A 17963-nucleotide genomic window follows, 5' to 3' on the forward strand; every position below is an offset into this window, starting at 1 on the left:
CCGCTTTACGTAAAACCCCCTCTTTTGTAGTGTGCCTTCCCATGCGTACCCCCCGATTGGCGATCATTGCCGGCGCCCTGGCGAGCGTCTTCGTCGCCGGTACGGCCCACGCGGCCGTGGCCGCCCCGGCAAGCAAGCCGGTCCTGACGAAGAACCCGATCTACAAGACCGGCCGGCTCGCGCTCAGGACGTGCGAGGAGCCGCCGGTCCAGTCCGGGACCGAGGACGAGGCGCGGGTCTACTTCGACGCGGTGCTCGGCTGCCTCGACAAGGCATGGGGCCCGAAGCTCAAGCAGGCGGGCTTCGCCTTCGGCAAGCCGAAGTTCAGGGTGACCACCAAGCTGGGCACCCCGACGGGATGCGGCGGCTTCCCCGAGGGCGCGCAGGCCCTGTACTGCCCGGTCAACAAGACGATGACCCTCCTGCTCAGCCCGGGCGTCGTCGAGCAGCCGTCGGACCCGGTGCTGATGCTGGTCGTGGCCCACGAGTACGGGCACCACGTCCAGAAGCTCACCGGCATGCTCCGGCACAACAAGCGCGGCGAGTACGTCCTGGACAACCCGCGTGACCTGGAGCCGGTCCGCCGTACCGAGCTACAGGCCGAGTGCTACGCCGGCGTGTTCATGGGCAGCGTCTGGGACTCCCTGGGCCGCAGCCAGAAGGAGTTCGACTCGCTGCTCAAGGGGTCGCACAACGCGTTCGACCTGAGCGCGATCGGTGTGAAGGCGCGCTCCTCGGCCGACCTGACGCACGGCACGGACGCCAACGTCGCGTACTGGCTCAAGCGCGGCTTCACCGGCAGGTCGGCGGGCTCCTGCAACACCTGGGCCGCCTCCAAGGCCAAGGTCCGCTAGCCCGAACCCGCCCAAACTCCTCTAAGATCCGCGATCGTGCGCATTCCCCTCATGGCGCTTGCCATGTGCATGATCGCGGATCTTCTGCTGCCGGCTCCGGCGGCCGCGGCGGGCAGGCCCGCGCAAGGGGGGCTCTCGGCCGCGCCGGTCGTCGCGCGGGAACGTCTGTCGTGCAGGATCCCCGCCATCAGGACGGGCAGCGCCGCCTCGCTCAAAGCCTTCCACCGGGCCATGGCCGGGTGCGCCGACCGCTTCTGGGCCGGCCGGTTCGCGGCCGCGGGCCTGACGTACACCCCGCCCGAGGTCACCGTCACCACGGGACGCGACTCCGTCTGCGGCCGGATCACCACCAACGGCGCGCAGTACTGCCCGGCGCAGCGCACGATCGTCATCCGCATCATGAAGCACGACCTGGACGACCCGTTCCGGATGAACATCGCGCACTCCGTCGCGCACGAGTGGGGACACCACGTCCAGCAGCTCACCGGCGTGCTGGACGCGCAGAACGCCCTGTACTGGCCCGCCTCCACCGGGGCGCGCACCGTGCTCAGCCACCGGCTGGAGATGCAGGCCGAGTGCTACGCCGGCGTCTTCTACAACGCCGCGCTCACCTCGATCAAACCCGACGTCGGCTGGCGCGAATGGCTGGCCGCCGTGCGCCGGGCGGACTACAGCAAGATCCACGGACGCCCGCGCAACCTGGCCTACTGGCAGAACCGCGGCTACCGCGAGGGCTCCACCGCCGCCTGCGGCACCTGGACGGCCGCCAAGGAGCGGGTGCGCTAGGAGCTGACCCTGGCCAGCACTTCCAGCGGGTCGGCCAGCACGTGGGCGAAGGCCAGCTCGGCCGCCCCGACCAGGGTCACGTGGTCGCCGAGCGCCGAGGTGCGCAGCCGTACGTGCTCGCGCTGGGGGGCCATGGCGTGCAGCGCCAGCCGGGTGCGGACCTGCGCCGCCGAGCCGAGGTAGACCTCCCGCAGCATGCCCCCGAAGATGACCATCTCCGGGTTGAAGATGTTGACCAGGTTCGCCACGCCCAGCCCGAGCCAGTCGCCGACCCGGCTCAGCGCCTCCTGGGCGACGATGTCTCCCCGGTCGGCCGCGTCCACCACGGCCCGCACCGCGTCGCGGCCGTGCTGGCCGGGCCCGAAGCGGCCGGCCAGCTCCAGCAGTGCCCGCTCCCCCACCTCGGCCTCCAGGCAGCCGTGCGAGCCGCAGGAGCACTCGCGCCCGCCGGGGTTGACGACCATGTGACCGACCTCGCCGCCGTAGCCGTCGAAGCCGCCGAGCAGGTGGCCGCCGGCGATGATGCCGCCGCCGATGCCCACGTCCCCGTGCAGGCAGATGAGGTCGCGCACGCCCACGCCGAGGCCGCGGCTGTGCTCGGCCAGGGCCGCCAGGTTGGCGTCGTTGCCCACGCTGACCGGCAGCCCGAGGCCCAGCCTGCGGCCCAGCTCCTCGCCGAACGGCACGTCGTGGGCCATCAGGTTGGGCCCGAACGTCACCACGCCGTCGCCCTTGCGCACCCCGCCGGACACGGCGGCGGCGGCGCCCACGCACACGGTGTCGTCGCGTGTCTTGCGCCGCATCTGCCGGGCGAAGCCCGACAGCACCCCGGTCAGCTCGTCGAGGGCGAACTTGCCGCGCTCGCGGGTGGTCTCCCTGCGGTCGAGGATGACGCCGCCCAGCCCCACCCGGGCCGCCACCAGCCGGTCGGGGCCCACGTCGAACGCGAACACGTAGACGCGCGCCGACTCCGGGCGCACCACCAGCGAGGGCCGGCCGGCCCGGCCGGTCTCGCGCGGCAGCTCCTCCCGTACCAGCCCGGCGGCGGTGAGGTCGGAGGTGAGCGCCATGATGGTGCTGCGGTTGAGCCCCATCTTCGATGTCAGCTCGGCACGCGAGATCGGCCCGCCCAGGTGGACATGGCGAAGCAGCGCGCCGAGATTGTGGCGCCTGATGTCCTCCTGGGACGGTCCGGCACGCATCGTCTGGGGTTCCTTCGGGGGCTGCGGGTCGCTGATCACCTTAGACCAGCAGCAGCCGCCCGCTTGCGCGCCAGGGCGTCGACGCCCGCGGCCAGCAGCAGGACGCACCCCGTGACCAGGTACTTCACGCTGGCACCGTAGCCCATCAGGCCCATGCCGTTCTCGATCACGGCCACCACGGCGCCGCCGAGCACCGCGTCGAGCACCCGGCCCTTGCCGCCGAACAGGCTGGTGCCGCCGATGACCGCCGCGCCGACCGCGTACAGCAGCACCGAGCTGCCGCCCGTGTTCGGGTCGACCGAGCTGGCCCTGGAGGCGGCCACGATCCCGCCGACCGCCGCCATCGACGAGCAGATGACGAACGCCGCGATCTTGATGCGGTCGACCGGGATGCCGGCCCGGCGCGCGGCCTCGGTGTTGCCGCCGACGGCGTACAGGTGCCGGCCGAACGCGGTGCGCCGCAGCACGAGCGTCCACACGACCAGCAGCACGACGATGACCGGCACCACGATCGGCACGCCGGTGAGCGAGACCAGCGCGGGGTTGCGGCTGCGCTCCAGGTTGAGCACGTAGACTGCGAGCCCGCCGAACAGCGCCAGCGCGCCCACCCGGGCCGCGATCAGCGACAGCGGGTCGGCGACCAGGCCGCGCGCGGACCGGCTCCTGGCCCGCGCGAGCTGCACGCCCGCGAAGCCCGCCACGCACACCGCGTACAGGATCCAGCCGAGCAGCGGCGACAGGTTCTTGTTGGCGACGGCGACGATCACGCTGTCCCGGACCGAGATGTTCGTGCCCTCGTTGACCAGCACCAGGACCAGGCCCTGGAAGGCCAGGAAGGCGGCGAGCGTGACCACGAACGACGGTATGCCGACCTTGGCCACCAGCGTGCCGAGCACGACGCCGATGAGCACGCCGGTGGCGATGGCGGCCAGCACGCAGACGTACCAGGGCAGGCCGAAGCTCGCGAGCGTGACGGCGAGCACCGCCGCGCAGACGCCGCTGGCGAAGCCGGCCGACAGGTCGATCTCGCCCAGCAGCAGGACGAACACCAGGCCCATGGCGATGAGTGTGACGTTCGCGCCCTGGGTGAACAGGTTGGCGAAGTTGATCGAGGTGACGAAGGCGGGCCGGGCCAGGGCGAAGACCGTGCAGAGCACGATCAGGCCGAGCACGGCGGGCAGCGCGCCCATGTCGCCGCCGCGCACGCGCTCCCAGTAGGCGCGCACGCTGTGCGCGATCGACGGGGACTGCGCGGCGACGACGATGGCCTCGCCCGGGAGTTCCTTGACCTTGCTCATGAGGTGACCCCGTTCTTGAGGCCGAGTTCGCCGCTACGGCCGGAGGTGATCAGTTCGACGACCTGGGCGTGCGTCAGGTCGGCGGTCTTGACCTGGGCGGCCATCCTGCCGAGGTAGAGCGCCGCGATCCGGTCGGAGACGGCGAACACGTCGTTCATGTTGTGCGAGATGAGGACGACGGCCAGGCCCGTGTCGGCCAGCCTGCGCACGAGTTCGAGCACCTGGGCCGTCTGGGCCACGCCGAGGGCGGCGGTGGGCTCGTCGAGGATGACGACCTTGCTGTTCCACAGCACGGCCTTGGCGATCGCGACGGTCTGCCGCTGGCCGCCGGACAGGCTGGAGACCTGCTGCCTGATGGACTTCACCGTGCGCACGGACAGGCTGCTGAGGGTCTTCTCGGCCAGTTCCTCCATGCTGTCCTCGTCGAGCAGGAAGCCGTTCTTGCGTTCCCTGCCGAGGAACATGTTCTGGACGATGTCGAGGTTGTCGCAGAGCGCCAGGTCCTGGTAGACGATCTCGATGCCGAGCTCGCCCGCGTCCCGGGGGGTGTGGACGGTGACCTGGCGGCCGTCGAAGAGGATCTCGCCCGAGTCGATGGGGTAGATACCGCCGATGCACTTGACCAGCGTCGACTTGCCGGCGCCGTTGTCGCCGACGAGCGCGGTGACCTCGCCGGGGTAGGCGGAGAACTCGACCTCGTGCAGCACCTTCACCGGACCGAAGCTCTTGTCGATCCCGCGCACTTCGAGGAGGGGGGTCATGGGGCTCCCTAAAGAGGGGCGCGGCCTCGCGCCGATGGCACCCGGCCGCGCCCGTCCCTGCTATTGGATTCCGGCCTCAGTGCACTTCTTGGCGAAGTCGGCGGTGCAGAGCTCCTCCTTGGTGACGTAACCGTCGGCCACGACGTCCTTGACGTTGTCGAAGGTGATGGCCTGCGGCTCCAGCAGCTCGGAGGGAACGTCCTGGCTGGTCTCGGGGTCCTTGACGCTGGCGCTCGCCGTGGGCTTCTCGCCCTTGGCCAGCGCGACGGCGAGCTTGGCCCCGGCGTCGGCCTCCTTCTTGACCGCCTTGTAGACCGTCATGCACTGGTCGCCGACGAGGATGTTCTGCAGGCCCTGGACGGTGGCGTCCTGGCCGGTGACCGGCACCTTGCCGTTGAGGTTCTGCTTCTTCAGCACGGTGATGGCGGCGTTGCCGAGGCCGTCGTTGGCGGCCAGCACGCCGGCGATCTTCGGCTGCTGGGTGAGCATCTGCTCGAAGATCGTCCCGGCCTGGGCGTTGTCCCAGTCGGGCACGGCCTGGTCGGGGCCCTTGACGTACTCGCCGGCGTCGAACTTGGGCTTGAGCACGCCGTCGTAGCCGTTCTTGAACAGCGTCGCGTTGTTGTCGGTCGGCGAGCCGTTCAGGTAGGCGACGATGGGCTTGTCGGCCTTCTTGTCGGCCAGGCACTTGCTCAGGCCCTCGCCCTGGAGCGTGCCGACCTTGGTGTTGTCGAAGCTGACGTAGTAGGCGGCGCCGCCGCCCAGGGTCAGGCGGTCGTAGTCGATGGTGGCCACGCCCTGCGACTTGGCCTTCTCGATCACGGCCTTGCCGCTGCCGCTGTCCAGGTTGACGATCATCAGGACGGTGGCCCCGTTGGTGATCATCTGGTCGGCGATGGTCTGGAACGCCGTCTTGTCGTTCTGGGCGTTCTGGATGTCGTATTGGACGCCGGCGGCCTTGAACGCCTCTTCCAGGTACTTGCGGTCCGCCGTCTCCCAGCGCGCCGACGACTTGCTGTCCGGGAGGATGACGCCGATCTTGCCGGCCTTGGCGGGCTGCGCCGCCGTGGCGGAGGAGGAGGTGGCGGTGGTGCCGGTCTGACCGCTGTCGCCCCCGCAGGCGGTGAGACCGAGGGCGAGCGTCGCCGCCGCGGCGGTCAGGCTGAGGATCCCCTTGCGCATGATGCAGGGTCCTTTCTTCCGGAGGGGCCCGGATGAATGTTGTTTGCGGCAACGTATTCCGCCACAGCCTGCTTTGGAAGACCCTTCCGTCGGGGAGTTTGTTGTTTCCGGTAACAATCCAGAAACACGAGGACGCGGTTCCGTGACCGGGAGCGGGCCGGCGCCGCCGGAAGTGACCGACTCCGGGGCGAGCGGCGGCGGGGGAAGTGGCCGGCTCTTGGGCAGCCGGCGCCGGGGAAGTGGCCGGCTCTCGGGCGGCCGGCGCCGGGGAAGTGGCCGGCTCTCGGGCGGCCGGAGCTCCGGTCGGGCGGGGTGGCGCGACCGGAGGGGATGCCGGGCGCCGGACCTCGTCGGGCGAGGTCCGGCGGATGTCCGGGGTCAGCTCGCGGCGCGGTCACCCAGGTGGCGGCGGCGCAGCGCGGGGTCGGTCAGGGGCGCGGGGCTCCAGAGGCCGACCGGGTGGTAGACGTTGGTGCCGGGCGGCACGAGCTCGTCGATCCGGTCCATCACGGCGTCGTCGAGCAGCAGCGAGGCGCCCTTCAGCGAACCCTCCAGCTGCTCCATCGTGCGCGGGCCGAGAATGACCGAGGTGACCGCCGGATGCGACGTGACGAAGGCGACGGCCAGGGCCGGCAGGGTGCAGCCGAGCTCGTCCGCCAGCTTGACCAGCTCCTCGACGACCTCCAGCTTGGCCGCGTTGACCGGAATGGAGGGGTCGAACCGTTCGGGCGCCCGCGCCGCACGCCCCCGGGACAGGTCGACCTGCTGTCCCTTGCGGTAACGTCCGGTCAGGAACCCCCAGCCCAGCGGGCTGTAGGTGAGCACGCCCATGCCGAGCCGCTGCGCCGTGGGCAGCACGTCGCCCTCGATGCCGCGGGCCAGGAGGTTGTACGGCGGCTGCTCGGTGCGGAACCGGTACAGGCCGCGCTGCCGGGCCACGTGGTAGGCCTCGACCGTCTCGTGCGCCGGGAAGGCCGAGCTGCCGAAGGCGCGGATCTTGCCCTGCCGTACCAGGTCGGTGAGTGCGGAGAGGGTTTCTTCGATGTCGGTCCGGTGGTCGGGGCGGTGGATCTGGTAGAGGTCGATCCAGTCGGTGCGCAGCCGCCTGAGACTCGCCTCCACCTCGCGTACGATCCAGCGTCGCGAGTTGCCGCCCCGGTTGGGCCCCTCCCCCATGGGGAAGTGCACCTTGGTGGCCAGCACCACCTCGTCCCGCCTGCCCTGCAACGCCTTGCCCACGATCTCCTCCGACTCGCCCGCCGAGTACATGTCGGCGGTGTCGACGAAGTTGATCCCATGGTCGAGGGCGGCGTGGATGATGCGGATGCTGTCGTCGTGGTCGGGGTTGCCGGCCGCGCCGAACATCATGGTGCCGAGGCAGTGGGCGCTGACCTCGATGCCGGTGCCGCCGAGGATGCGATATCTCATATCCCGGAACCGTAGGTTCTAGAGTCGGCTCTAGGTCAAACTGGACAGCATGTCAGGTTTGAGCATTGGCCAGGTCGCCGAGCGCACCGGGCTCAGCGTGCACACGCTCCGGTTCTACGAGCGTGAGGGCCTGCTGGCCCAGCCCGTACAGCGGGGAACGACGGGACGCCGGGTCTACGGCGAGGGTGACGTCGACTGGCTGGGCGTGTGCATCCGGCTGCGCGCCTCCGGCATGCCCCTGACCGACATCCGGCGCTACACCGAACTCGTCAGGGCGGGCCGCGGCAACGAGGCGGAACGGCTGGAGGTGCTGCGCGAACATCAGGAACGGGTGCTCACCCGGATGCGGGAGCTCGACGGCTGCCTCAAGCTGATCACCAACAAGGTGGCGGTCTACGAGGGACGCCTGGGCCTGCGGGACGACACCCCGGAATGCACACCTTGATCCGTCACGGAGAGTAATGGCCTGCGGGGGACCACGCCGAGCGACTTTGCTGCTCAGTGGGCCACTGCACGATCCGCGGCGAGATCGAATGTCACCTTTCGGTTACTGTGCGTGACAGATGGGGCGCATGAGGATGGAGGGGCCCTCGAAACGAAAGGAACCCCGCCCATGCGCCACTCTGCTCGCCTGGCCGCCCTGACCCTGGTCCTCGCCTCGGCGACCGCGCCGTTCGTCGCGGCGGCCCCCGCCCGGGCCGCGACCGGCCAGGTCGTCGTCTTCCAGGTCGAGGCCCTCCCCCTGGAGATCTACGACGACCCCGGCGGCTGCACCAAGTTGCCCCTCGCCGCCCACGTGCTGAACAACCAGACCGATCAGGCCGTCCGCATCTACGGCGACCCGTTCTGTCTCGGCTCCTCCGTCACGGTCCGGCCCGGCTACGGCAGCCACGTCCCGGCGGGGTCGGGAAGCTTCTCCGTCGCCTAAGTGAGCGCCGAACGGCCCCCGCACCCGCGGGGGCCGTTCCTCGTGCCCGCCGACCGGGCGTCAGCGGCGCGACGTGTACGGAGCCAGCGCCCCGAAGTCGCGGTCCGCGTCCGGCCAGCGACGCCGAAGCGCGGCGGCCACCCGGCGGCACCACCCGGCCAGCCGGGGCAGGGCCCCCTCGGCGGCACGGGCGGCCGCCTCCAGGGTCGCGACGAGCTGGGCGCGGCTGTCGTCCCCCGCCGGGCGGCCGTCCAGCACGGGCAGCCGGGTCAGCCTGGCCAGCGCGTACGACGCGCACGCCGCCGCCAGCCCCCTCCCGTAGCGCCCGTCGTCCTCGGCCTGCGGGACCCCGGCCGCCAGCGCCCGCCGGTGGATCTCGGCCTCGGCCGCGCCGCCCAGCGACAACCAGCCGGGGCCCGGTACGTACAGGGGGACGGCGTCGTGCAGCGCGTGCGTGAACCCGGCGAACTCGAAGTCGATCAGCCGCGGGTCGGCGTGGCCGTCCGCGCGTACCAGGACGTTGTTGGCCTCGGCGTCGCCGTTGCTGAGCACGAGGAACGGGCCGGGATCGGCCAGTTCGTCCAGGGCCGCGCCGAACTCCCGCTCCACCCCGCCCGGGACCGGCACGTCCGGCACCGACGGCATCCCCGACGCGCGCTGCCGGGCGACCCGCCCGAGCCGGTCGGCGGCCGGATCGACCGGCCCGAGCGCGCTCCGCCGCCGGTAGTACGCCTCCGCGTGACCCGCGGTGATCGCGCCGAGCTCACCGCGGACGCGCGCGGCGGCGGCCAGCCGGTCGGCGTGCGCCGCTGCGCCGTCGCGGCGCAGCAGCCCGTCGAGCGCGGTCCGCGGCGCGAGGTCCTCCAGCACCAGCCGTCCCGTCGCCAGATCGACGGCCAGCACGCGCGGGGCCAGGCCGGCCCCGAGGTCCTCCGACAGGAACCGGAGGGCGGCCGCCTCCGTGCGCACCCGCCACGCCTCGTCGCGGGAGCCGGAGGCGTGCGGCCCGGTCCATTTGACGATCACGCTCTCGTCGCGGTCGGTACGGCCGCGGGCCACCCGCCACGGCTCCAGCCTGGTCCACTCCACCACGTTGACCATCACGCGAGCGTACACAGAAGCCGCCCGACCGCCGCCGCGCGTTCGAACCCGTCGGTAGACTGCCCGCCCATGACCGACTTCGACGAGCAGGGACGCCCGGAACCGCCCTTCATGGGCGACGAGGCGGAGACCCTGCTGGGCTTCCTCGACTTCCTGCGGGCCACCCTGGAGTGGAAGTGCTCCGGCCTCGACGCGGCGGGCCTCGACACCACCGTCGCCGCGTCCACGCTGACGCTCGGCGGCATGCTCAAGCACCTGGCCTACGTCGAGGACCACTGGTTCTCCCGCCGGCTGCACGGGCACGACCCGCACGCCCCCTGGGACACCGTCGACTGGACGGCCGACCCCGACTGGGACTGGCACTCCGCCGCCTCCGACTCCCCCGACGAGCTGCGCGCACTCTGGCGGGACGCGGTGGCCCGCTCCCGCGCCCTGACCGCCGAGGCGCTGGCCGCCGGCGGGCTCGACCAGCCGGCCCAGCGCGCCTGGCCGGACGGCCGCCGTCCCCACCTGCGCTGGATCCTCGTCCACATGATCGAGGAGTACGCCCGGCACAACGGCCACGCCGACCTCATCCGCGAGGCCGTCGACGGGCAGACCGGCGAGTAGCCCGGCGGGTCAGGCCAGCAGGCTCTGCGTGATCAGGGCCAGCGCGGAGACCGTGGCCACGACCAGGACGGCGACGCGCACCTTGCCGCCGTCCAGGTAGCGCCGCAGCGGCCCGGAGGCCAGGAAGCCCAGGATCATCGGCACGATCAGGGTCGCGCCCGTGGCCAGCGCGCGGGCGGGCAGATGGCCGACGAACGCCAGGATGGCGATCGACTGCGCGGCGCTCAGGAAGAAGAACATCGCCAGGGTGGCCCGGATCTGCGGCCCCTTGGCGCTCTGGTACACCAGCGCCAGGGGCGGGCCGCCGATGCCCGTGGCGGTGCCGGTGATCCCGGACAGGAAGCCCGCGCCGGTGATCGTCGCGCCGTTGCGGGCGATGCTGACCGTACGGGCGGTGAGGCCGACCGCCAGCAGCACCATCACGCCGACCAGCACGCCGAGCGCCTGGACGGAGACGTACACGACGATGAGGGCGCCGACGGCGCTGCCGGGAAGGCGGCCGAGCAGCGCGAACCCCAGCCCCCGCCAGTCCACCCGCCGCCACTCGACGGCCAGCGTGAACAGCGGCAGCGTCATGTTGACCACCTGGATCGCGCCGGGCATCAGGCTGTGGTCGAGCATCGTCAGCACGGGCGCGGCCACCAGCCCTAACCCGAACCCCACGCTCCCCTGGACGACCGCCCCGACAAAAACCGCCAAACTACCGACAACCAGTACCAACACCTCATCACTCACGCAGAGCAGTCAATCACCCATACATTCCGCCACCACCCGTGGACGGAAAGCGGGCACACGGGACGATCCGCCGCCACCAGAAGCCCTATGCTGCTCACCGTGCACTCCCCCGCCCCGCGCGCCCCCACGATCCTGGCAGCCCTGTTGATCGGGGCGACGGTCCTCCAGGCCGGGCCCGCACAGGCCGCGACGCCCAGGCTCGGCCGCTCGGCGTGCCCGGAGACGGCGATCAGCTCCGGCGGCATCCCCAGAAGCCGCGAATACCTCACGACGATCGTGAAGTGCCTGGACAAGTCCTGGTCCGCCTACCTCAGGCGTACCGGCCGGACGTTCCGCAAGCCCGTCGTCCGCTACTACGACGAGCCGGTGCGCGAGGTGTGCGGGTTCGCCTGGCCCGAGCACGCGGCGGCCTTCTACTGCATCGGCCGCGACACCCTCGTCTTCCCCCTGACCGGCGCCTGGATCGAGGGCCGCACCGACCTCTACCCGTTCAAGGTCGCCGCCCACGAGTACGGCCACCACGCGCAGAGCCTCCTCGGCGTGCGCAAGGGCGCGCAGAGCCGGCGGTACGAGCTCCAGGCCGACTGCCTGGCGGGCGCGTTCCTGGGCAGCGTGTGGCCGTCGCTGAGCCGTACCCGGCAGGACTGGACCGCGCTGCTCGACGCCACCAGGGCCGCCGGCGACGAGGACGGGGAGCACAGCCACGGCACGGGCGCCAACCGCGTCCGCTGGCTGGAGCGGGGCTACCGGGCCGTCTCGCCGGCGGCCTGCGACACCTGGTCGGCCCCCGCCTGGCAGGTCTCCTGACGGTCGAGGCGGCCCTGCATGCCGTCGAGGATGAGCTGCAGCCCGCCCTCGAACGACCGCTCCCCCTGCGGGTCGCCCACCTCCGTCAGCCCGGCCGTCAGCCGGGGATGGGCCCGCTGGAAGGCCGCCATGTCCGGCATGGCCCCGTCGGCGTCCGGCCGCGTCCGGTCGGCCTGCTCCTCCAGCACGAAGCCGGCGACGTACACGCTGACCGCGAACAGCCCGCGCACCGCGTCGGCCACCGCGAACCCGGCCGACTCCAGGGCCACCACCGACCGCTCCACCACCTCGAACAGCACCGGTGAGGGCCGGGTCCCGGCCACCAGCCGGGCGCCGTCGCGGTAGGAGTTGAGCATCGCCCGGTCGCGGTGGGCGTGGTCGCGCACCCACTCCCGCCAGGCGGCGGGCTCGGTGAGCGCCGGGCGGTCCATGTGGGCGGCCGTCATCGCCTCGGCCATCGCGTCGAGGAGTTCCTGCTTGTTCCTGAAGTGCCAGTAGAGGGCGGGCGCCTGGACGCCGAGCTCGGCCGCGAGCCGCCGCAGCGTGAGCCCGTCGAGCCCGGTCTCCTGGAGCAGCCGCAGCGCCGCGGCCACGATGGTGCCCTTCTCAAGTGCCACGGTTGACAGCTTAACAACGTTCAATGCATCCTTAACGCTGTTAGATTTAACACCGTTAAGGAGCCTCGCGATGATCCGCGCGGAGGGTTTGCGAAAGCGGTACGCGGCCAAGGAGGCGCTCAGGGGCATCGACCTCGACGTCCCGGCCGGCACGGTCTGCGGGCTGCTCGGCCCCAACGGGGCAGGCAAGACGACGACCGTGCGCATCCTGGCCACCCTGCTCCGCCCGGACGGCGGCCGGGCCGAGGTCGCCGGGCTCGACGTGGTGCGCGACGCGGCGCGGCTGCGCTTCCGCATCGGCCTGGCCGGACAGCACGCCGCCGTGGACGAGCTGCTGACCGGCCGGCGCAACCTGGAGCTGTTCGGCCGCCTCTACCACCTGTCCAGGGCCAGGGCCAGGAGCAGGGCCGACGAGCTGCTGGAACGGTTCGGGCTGGCCGAGGCCGGGCGGCGGCTGGTCAGGACGTACTCGGGCGGGATGCGGCGGCGGCTCGACCTGGCCGTGAGCCTGATCGTCGCGCCGCCCGTGCTGTTCATGGACGAGCCGACCGCCGGCCTCGACCCGCGCAGCCGCCTCCAGCTCTGGCAGGCCCTGCGCGACCTGGTCAGCGAGGGCACCACGCTGCTGCTGACCACCCAGTACCTCGACGAGGCCGACCACCTCGCCGACCAGGTCGTGGTGCTGCGCGAGGGCAGGGTCGCGGCGGCGGGCTCCCCCGGCGCGCTCAAGAAGCAGGTCGGCGGCGACCGCGTCCAGATCGTCTTCCGCGAGCCCGGAGACGTGGAGACGGGCCTCAGGACGCTCGGGCTCGGGGCCGGGCTCGTGTCGGAGCCGGGCGGGACGCGGGTGACGCTGCCGGCTCCCGACGGGGCGCAGTCGCTCGTCCGCGTCGCCCGCGCCCTGGACGCGGCCGGGATCGCCGTCGAGGACCTCGCGCTCCGCCGTCCGACCCTCGACGAGGTCTTCCTCCGCCTGACCGCCTGACCGCCTGACCGCCTGACCGCCTGCCCCCTGACAGGAGCCACGAGCATGAACCTGCGCTGGACCGTCAGCGACTCCCTGACCATCGCGGGCCGCACGTACTCGCGATGGCGGGCCCAACCGGGAGAGATCGCCGGTTTCCTGGTGTTCCCCATCCTCATGACCGTGCTGTTCGGGTACGTCTTCGGCAGCGCGATCACCCTCCCCGGCGGCGGCGACTACCGCGACTTCCTCATGCCGGGCATCTTCATGCAGGTCATGGCCATGACGGCGACCGCGGCCGCCACCGCCGTGGGCGAGGACATGGAACGCGGGATCATCGACAGGTTCCGCGCGCAGCCCATCGCCCGCAGCGCCGTGCTCATCGGGCGCAGCGTGGCCGACCTGTCGATGCACCTGATGTCGCTGGCCGCGATGGTGGCGGCGGCCGTGTTCCTGGCCGGATGGCGTCCGCACGGCTCGCCGGGCCGGACGGCGGCGGCGTTCGGGCTGCTGGCGCTGTTCGGCCTGGCGATGATCTGGGTGGGCACCTACATCGGCCTGTACGTGCGCAGCGGCGCGCAGGCCGACGCCGCCACGTTCGGCTGGTTGTTCCCGATGACCTTCCTGGCCAACACGTTCGTGCCCACCGAGGGACTGCCCGCCTGGCTGCGGCCGGTGGCCGACTGGAACCCGATGAGCGCGACCGTGGCCGCCGCCCGTCTCCTGTTCGGCAACCCCACCTCGGCGGGCTCGGTCTGGCCGCTGCGGCATCCGGTCGCGGCGAGCCTGCTGTGGTCGGTGGCGCTCATCGCGATCTTCGCCCCGCTGGCGACCCACCGGTACCGCACGTCCAGCCGGTGACCGGAAAGGGCCGGTGAACAGCGGAGAGCCGCCCGGCGGAGGGTGTTCCGCCGGACGGCTCTCACGGGTCGGGTGATACCCCCGATGCGGGCGCGTGAGGATCCGCGCCCCGTCCCCGGCCCGCGTCCGGCTCTTGACCGGACGCGGACTCGGGAAGTTCCTACTTGGCCAGCAGCGAGCGCAGGACGTACTGCATGATGCCGCCGTGCCGGTAGTAGTCGGCCTCGCCGGGAGTGTCGATGCGGACGACCGCGTCGAACTCCACGTCACCGGCCTTGACGTGCACCGTGGACGGGATGCCGCCCCCGTTGAGCGCCTCGACGCCGGTGATGTCGAACGTCTCCTCGCCGGTCAGTCCGAGCGAGTCGGCCGTGGCCCCCTCGGGGAACTGCAGCGGGAGCACGCCCATGCCGATCAGGTTGGAGCGGTGGATGCGCTCGTAGGACTCGGCGATCACGGCGCGCACGCCGAGCAGCGCGGTGCCCTTGGCCGCCCAGTCGCGCGAGGAGCCCGAGCCGTACTCCTTGCCCGCCAGCACCACCAGCGGCGTGCCGGCCTCGGCGTAGTTGACCGAGGCGTCGTAGATGAACGACACCGGGCCGTCGGCCTGGGTGAAGTCGCGGGTGTAGCCGCCCTCGGTGCCCGGCGCGATCTGGTTGCGCAGGCGGATGTTGGCGAACGTGCCGCGGATCATCACCTCGTGGTTGCCGCGCCGCGAGCCGTAGGAGTTGAAGTCTCTGACCTCGACGCCGTTGGCCTGCAGGTATTGGGCGGCCGGGGTGCCGACCTTGATGGAGCCGGCCGGCGAGATGTGGTCGGTGGTGACCGAGTCGCCGACCTTGACCAGCACGCGGGCGCCCGGGATGTCGGTCACCGGCTCCGGCTTCTCCGGCATGCCCTCGAAGTAGGGGGCCTTGCGCACGTACGTGGAGGACGGGTCCCACTCGAAGGTGTCGCCGGTCGGGATCGGCAGCGAGCGCCAGTGGTCGTCGCCCTTGAACACGTCGGCGTAGTCGCGCTCGAACATGTCACGGCCGATCGAGGAGTTGACCACGGCCGCGATCTCCTCCGGCGCGGGCCAGACGTCCCTGAGGTAGACCGGCTGCCCGTCGGAGCCGAGCCCGAGGGGCTCGTTGTCGAGGTCGATGTCCATCGTGCCGGCCAGCGCGTAGGCCACCACGAGCGGCGGCGAGGCCAGGTAGTTCATCTTGACGTCGGGGTTGATGCGGCCCTCGAAGTTCCGGTTGCCGGACAGGACCGCGGTGACCGCGAGGTCGTTGGCCTGGATGGCGTCGGAGATCTCCGTGGGCAGCGGGCCCGAGTTGCCGATGCAGGTGGTGCAGCCGTAGCCGACCAGGTTGAAGCCGAGCTTGTCGAGGTACGACTGCAGCCCGGAGCGTTCGAAGTAGCCGGTGACGACCTGCGAACCCGGGGCCAGCGAGGTCTTGACCCACGGCTTGCGGGTCAGGCCCTTCTCCACGGCGTTGCGGGCCAGCAGCGCCGCGCCGAGCATGACGTACGGGTTGGAGGTGTTGGTGCACGAGGTGATCGCCGCGATCGACACGATGCCGTGGTCGATCTCGAACGACGTGCCGTCGGCCGAGGTGACCGGGACCGGCTTGTGCGGCCGGCCGCCGTCGGCGCGGGCGTTGGAGGCGGGCGCGTCGGAGGCCGGGAAGGACTCCTCACCCTCCTCGTCGACGCCGTCGGCCACGTAGTTCTGGACGTCGCGGCGCCAGGCGTCCTTGGCCGCCGACAGCTCGATGCGGTCCTGCGGGCGCTTGGGGCCGGCGATCGACGGGACGATCGTGCTGAGGTCGAGCTCGATGTACTCGGAGAAGACCGGCTCGGGGCCCTGCGGGTCGAGCCAGAGGCCCTGGGCCTTGGCGTACTCCTCGACCAGCGCGACCTGCTCCTCGGAGCGGCCGGTCAGGCGCAGGTAGTCGATGGTCTGGCCGTCGATCGGGAAGATGGCACAGGTGGATCCGAACTCGGGGCTCATGTTGCCGATCGTGGCCCGGTCGGCCAGCGGCACGGAGGAGACGCCCTCGCCGTAGAACTCGACGAACTTGCCGACCACGCCGTGCTTGCGCAGGATCTCGGTGATCGTCAGGACCAGGTCGGTGGCGGTGGCGCCGGCGGGCAGCTTGCCGCTGAGCTTGAAGCCGACCACGCGCGGGATCAGCATGGAGATCGGCTGGCCGAGCATCGCGGCCTCGGCCTCGATGCCGCCGACGCCCCAGCCGAGCACGCCGATGCCGTTCTCCATCGTGGTGTGGGAGTCGGTGCCGACGCAGGTGTCGGGGTAGGCCTTGCCGTCGCGGATCATGACCACGCGGGCGAGGTGCTCGATGTTGACCTGGTGGACGATGCCGGTGCCGGGCGGCACGACCTTGAACTCGTCGAAGGCCGTCTGGCCCCAGCGCAGGAACTGGTAGCGCTCGCGGTTGCGCTCGTACTCGCGCTCGACGTTGCGCTGGAAGGCGTCGGGGTGACCGAAGTAGTCGACGATGACGGAGTGGTCGATGACCATCTCGGCGGGCGCGAGCGGGTTGATCCTGGAGGCGTCGCCGCCCAGGTCGCGCACGGCCTCGCGCATGGTGGCCAGGTCGACCACGCAGGGGACGCCGGTGAAGTCCTGCATGATGACGCGGGCCGGGGTGAACTGGATCTCCACACTGGGCGTCGCGTTCGGGTCCCAGCCGCCGAGCGCACGGATGTGGTCGGCGGTGATGTTGGCGCCGTCCTCGGTGCGGAGGAGGTTCTCCAGCAGGATCTTCAGGCTGTACGGGAGGCGTGCGGCGCCCTCGACGGCGTCAAGCCGGAAAATCTCGTACGCCGCGTCTCCGACGCGTAGCGTGTCACGGCTGCCGAAGCTGTTCGCGGACACGGTGATTCGCCTCCTCCATCAGACAATTGCTCACTTGAATCCTGCCGCACCCACGGAACGACACGTACGTTAGGTGAACCTAACCTGCGGGGCTCGCGGCGGATGTCTCGACGTCAAGATATTACTACGGTATCTCGACATCAAGTTAAAGCGGCGCGAGGCGCCAGAAGAGCAGGCCGATGATGGCGACGGAGAGGATCGGCGCGAGGATCTTCTGCTCGAACTTCTTGCCGGTCTTGATGCCGATCTTCCACGGCAGCACGAACTTGGCGCCCAGCGGCCACAGCACCGGGCATCCCCGTTCGGTCATGCAGTCGCCCACCACGTGGATCAGGCAGCCGACGCCCACGGCCAGCCCCAGCCAGGCGTACCCGACCTGCAACGACATGAAGACGGCATAGAGCCCGGCGGTCAGGCCGATGTTGACCATCACCGATCCGGCCTTGTTGCCCGGGATGCCGATGCCGATGGCCCGCAGCGCCAGCCCGACGAGTAACACCACGATGATGTCCCGGCCGATCGGATAGGTGTTGGCCAGCCAGTGGACGCCGAACCCGAGCGCCGCGGCGAAGGCCAGCGAGTGCGTCATGCCGCGATGGCCGCCGCTGATCCACGACACGAACTTGCTGAGCAGCCAGGTGACCGGGCCGAACGTCTGGGCGATGGTCGCGCTGGGATGGTCGAGGTCGGGCAGCATGGCCGCGCCCGCGCAGACCAGCGCGCCGGCGATCAGTTCGGCCGGGCCGAGGGCCCCGGCCATGATGCCGGTCTCGATGAACCGGGAGCTCTCGTTCAGCAGTGGCAGCGCGGCCAGCGGCGGCGCCAGCCCCAGCCAGGCGATCGCCCCGGTCATCGCGTGCGTGTGCCCCATCATGATCGGGACTGTATTGCAAAGAACCGCTTTACGCGGAGAGCCCCGCCGCCAGGTTGTCCTCACGGT

Annotated in this window: 18 protein-coding genes; 8 read left to right on the plus strand and 10 right to left on the minus strand. The window is 71.3% G+C overall.

The features are described from left to right. Nucleotides 1–41 precede the first annotated feature (41 nt). A complete protein-coding gene (locus tag AB0J97_RS18710) occupies nucleotides 42–854 on the plus strand; it encodes a neutral zinc metallopeptidase (RefSeq protein ID WP_357698037.1) in 813 nt (270 codons plus the stop codon). 36 nt (nucleotides 855–890) lie between these two features. Then, nucleotides 891–1640: a neutral zinc metallopeptidase gene (locus tag AB0J97_RS18715; RefSeq protein WP_357698035.1), complete on the plus strand. Its 750-nt coding sequence runs from the start codon at nucleotides 891–893 to the stop codon at nucleotides 1638–1640. Here AB0J97_RS18715 and AB0J97_RS18720 read toward each other — a convergent pair. From AB0J97_RS18720 to AB0J97_RS18740, 5 genes are all read right to left on the minus strand, one after another. Next, nucleotides 1637–2842 carry an ROK family transcriptional regulator gene (locus AB0J97_RS18720; protein ID WP_364090053.1) on the minus strand — a complete coding sequence of 402 codons (1206 nt, stop codon included), beginning with the start codon at nucleotides 2840–2842 and terminating at the stop codon, nucleotides 1637–1639. The two genes, AB0J97_RS18715 and AB0J97_RS18720, sit on opposite strands and share 4 nt — an antisense overlap. A gap of 35 nt (nucleotides 2843–2877) precedes the next feature. Then, entirely contained in the window at nucleotides 2878–4140 is a 1263-nt protein-coding gene (locus AB0J97_RS18725) for an ABC transporter permease (protein ID WP_357698031.1), read from the minus strand. After that, a complete protein-coding gene (locus AB0J97_RS18730) occupies nucleotides 4137–4901 on the minus strand; it encodes an ATP-binding cassette domain-containing protein (RefSeq protein ID WP_364090056.1) in 765 nt (254 codons plus the stop codon). Before AB0J97_RS18730 ends, AB0J97_RS18725 begins: the two co-directional genes overlap by 4 nt. Before the next feature lie 60 nt (nucleotides 4902–4961). After that, complete coding sequence (locus AB0J97_RS18735) at nucleotides 4962–6083, minus strand: substrate-binding domain-containing protein (RefSeq protein WP_364090059.1); 1122 nt, start codon at nucleotides 6081–6083, stop codon at nucleotides 4962–4964. 378 nt (nucleotides 6084–6461) lie between these two features. Then, nucleotides 6462–7511, minus strand: coding sequence for an aldo/keto reductase (locus tag AB0J97_RS18740; RefSeq protein WP_357698026.1), 1050 nt, complete (start codon nucleotides 7509–7511; stop codon nucleotides 6462–6464). 49 nt (nucleotides 7512–7560) lie between these two features. Between AB0J97_RS18740 and AB0J97_RS18745 the strand changes: the two genes are divergently transcribed. After that, nucleotides 7561–7956 carry a MerR family transcriptional regulator gene (locus AB0J97_RS18745; protein ID WP_364090062.1) on the plus strand — a complete coding sequence of 132 codons (396 nt, stop codon included), beginning with the start codon at nucleotides 7561–7563 and terminating at the stop codon, nucleotides 7954–7956. 168 nt (nucleotides 7957–8124) lie between these two features. Beyond that, nucleotides 8125–8439 carry a hypothetical protein gene (locus AB0J97_RS18750; protein WP_364090065.1) on the plus strand — a complete coding sequence of 105 codons (315 nt, stop codon included), beginning with the start codon at nucleotides 8125–8127 and terminating at the stop codon, nucleotides 8437–8439. 60 nt (nucleotides 8440–8499) lie between these two features. Here the strand turns inward: AB0J97_RS18750 and AB0J97_RS18755 are convergent, their stop codons facing one another. Continuing rightward, nucleotides 8500–9540, minus strand: coding sequence for a hypothetical protein (locus AB0J97_RS18755; protein WP_364090068.1), 1041 nt, complete (start codon nucleotides 9538–9540; stop codon nucleotides 8500–8502). A gap of 69 nt (nucleotides 9541–9609) precedes the next feature. Here AB0J97_RS18755 and AB0J97_RS18760 point away from each other — a divergent pair, with 69 nt between their 5' ends. Then, nucleotides 9610–10149, plus strand: a complete 540-nt coding sequence (locus AB0J97_RS18760) for a DinB family protein (RefSeq protein ID WP_364090071.1) — start codon at nucleotides 9610–9612, stop codon at nucleotides 10147–10149. A 9-nt stretch (nucleotides 10150–10158) separates the two neighbouring features. Here the strand turns inward: AB0J97_RS18760 and AB0J97_RS18765 are convergent, their stop codons facing one another. Further along, nucleotides 10159–10884: a sulfite exporter TauE/SafE family protein gene (locus AB0J97_RS18765; protein WP_364090074.1), complete on the minus strand. Its 726-nt coding sequence runs from the start codon at nucleotides 10882–10884 to the stop codon at nucleotides 10159–10161. A gap of 87 nt (nucleotides 10885–10971) precedes the next feature. Here AB0J97_RS18765 and AB0J97_RS18770 point away from each other — a divergent pair, with 87 nt between their 5' ends. Continuing rightward, nucleotides 10972–11691 (plus strand): neutral zinc metallopeptidase, encoded by a 720-nt coding sequence (locus AB0J97_RS18770; RefSeq protein WP_357698016.1) that lies wholly within the window; start codon nucleotides 10972–10974, stop codon nucleotides 11689–11691. On the opposite strand, the gene AB0J97_RS18775 is transcribed toward AB0J97_RS18770, so the two are convergent. Continuing rightward, a complete protein-coding gene (locus AB0J97_RS18775; RefSeq protein WP_357698014.1) occupies nucleotides 11628–12308 on the minus strand; it encodes a TetR/AcrR family transcriptional regulator C-terminal domain-containing protein in 681 nt (226 codons plus the stop codon). The two genes, AB0J97_RS18770 and AB0J97_RS18775, sit on opposite strands and share 64 nt — an antisense overlap. Nucleotides 12309–12378: 70 nt before the next feature. Here AB0J97_RS18775 and AB0J97_RS18780 point away from each other — a divergent pair, with 70 nt between their 5' ends. Next, a complete protein-coding gene (locus tag AB0J97_RS18780) occupies nucleotides 12379–13293 on the plus strand; it encodes an ATP-binding cassette domain-containing protein (RefSeq protein WP_364090079.1) in 915 nt (304 codons plus the stop codon). 45 nt (nucleotides 13294–13338) lie between these two features. Beyond that, nucleotides 13339–14133, plus strand: a complete 795-nt coding sequence (locus AB0J97_RS18785) for an ABC transporter permease (protein ID WP_364090082.1) — start codon at nucleotides 13339–13341, stop codon at nucleotides 14131–14133. Nucleotides 14134–14293: 160 nt separating this feature from the next. Here AB0J97_RS18785 and acnA read toward each other — a convergent pair whose 3' ends face one another. Together acnA and AB0J97_RS18795 are read right to left on the minus strand one after the other, a co-directional pair. After that, entirely contained in the window at nucleotides 14294–17023 is a 2730-nt protein-coding gene (gene acnA / locus AB0J97_RS18790) for an aconitate hydratase AcnA (protein WP_364090085.1), read from the minus strand. 145 nt (nucleotides 17024–17168) lie between these two features. Continuing rightward, on the minus strand, nucleotides 17169–17897 hold the full coding sequence (locus AB0J97_RS18795; protein WP_364090088.1) for a metal-dependent hydrolase: 729 nt from the start codon (nucleotides 17895–17897) through the stop codon (nucleotides 17169–17171). Nucleotides 17898–17963 lie beyond the last annotated feature (66 nt).

This window comes from Nonomuraea sp. NPDC049607 (assembly GCF_040675375.1).
Lineage (GTDB): Bacteria > Actinomycetota > Actinomycetes > Streptosporangiales > Streptosporangiaceae > Nonomuraea.

Excerpts from the sequence above, each read along its gene's own strand:
- AB0J97_RS18725 (WP_357698031.1), bottom strand. The coding sequence starts at position 4,140 with ATGAGCAAGGTCAAGGAACTCCCGGGCGAGGCCATCGTCGTCGCCGCG.
- AB0J97_RS18730 (WP_364090056.1), bottom strand. The coding sequence starts at position 4,901 with ATGACCCCCCTCCTCGAAGTGCGCGGGATCGACAAGAGCTTCGGTCCG.
- AB0J97_RS18735 (WP_364090059.1), bottom strand. The coding sequence starts at position 6,083 with ATGCGCAAGGGGATCCTCAGCCTGACCGCCGCGGCGGCGACGCTCGCC.
- AB0J97_RS18750 (WP_364090065.1), top strand. The coding sequence starts at position 8,125 with ATGCGCCACTCTGCTCGCCTGGCCGCCCTGACCCTGGTCCTCGCCTCG.
- AB0J97_RS18795 (WP_364090088.1), bottom strand. The coding sequence starts at position 17,897 with ATGATGGGGCACACGCACGCGATGACCGGGGCGATCGCCTGGCTGGGG.
- AB0J97_RS18755 (WP_364090068.1), bottom strand. The coding sequence starts at position 9,540 with ATGGTCAACGTGGTGGAGTGGACCAGGCTGGAGCCGTGGCGGGTGGCC.
- AB0J97_RS18745 (WP_364090062.1), top strand. The coding sequence starts at position 7,561 with ATGTCAGGTTTGAGCATTGGCCAGGTCGCCGAGCGCACCGGGCTCAGC.
- AB0J97_RS18720 (WP_364090053.1), bottom strand. The coding sequence starts at position 2,842 with ATGCGTGCCGGACCGTCCCAGGAGGACATCAGGCGCCACAATCTCGGC.
- AB0J97_RS18780 (WP_364090079.1), top strand. The coding sequence starts at position 12,379 with ATGATCCGCGCGGAGGGTTTGCGAAAGCGGTACGCGGCCAAGGAGGCG.
- AB0J97_RS18710 (WP_357698037.1), top strand. The coding sequence starts at position 42 with ATGCGTACCCCCCGATTGGCGATCATTGCCGGCGCCCTGGCGAGCGTC.
- AB0J97_RS18770 (WP_357698016.1), top strand. The coding sequence starts at position 10,972 with ATGCTGCTCACCGTGCACTCCCCCGCCCCGCGCGCCCCCACGATCCTG.
- AB0J97_RS18760 (WP_364090071.1), top strand. The coding sequence starts at position 9,610 with ATGACCGACTTCGACGAGCAGGGACGCCCGGAACCGCCCTTCATGGGC.
- AB0J97_RS18740 (WP_357698026.1), bottom strand. The coding sequence starts at position 7,511 with ATGAGATATCGCATCCTCGGCGGCACCGGCATCGAGGTCAGCGCCCAC.
- AB0J97_RS18785 (WP_364090082.1), top strand. The coding sequence starts at position 13,339 with ATGAACCTGCGCTGGACCGTCAGCGACTCCCTGACCATCGCGGGCCGC.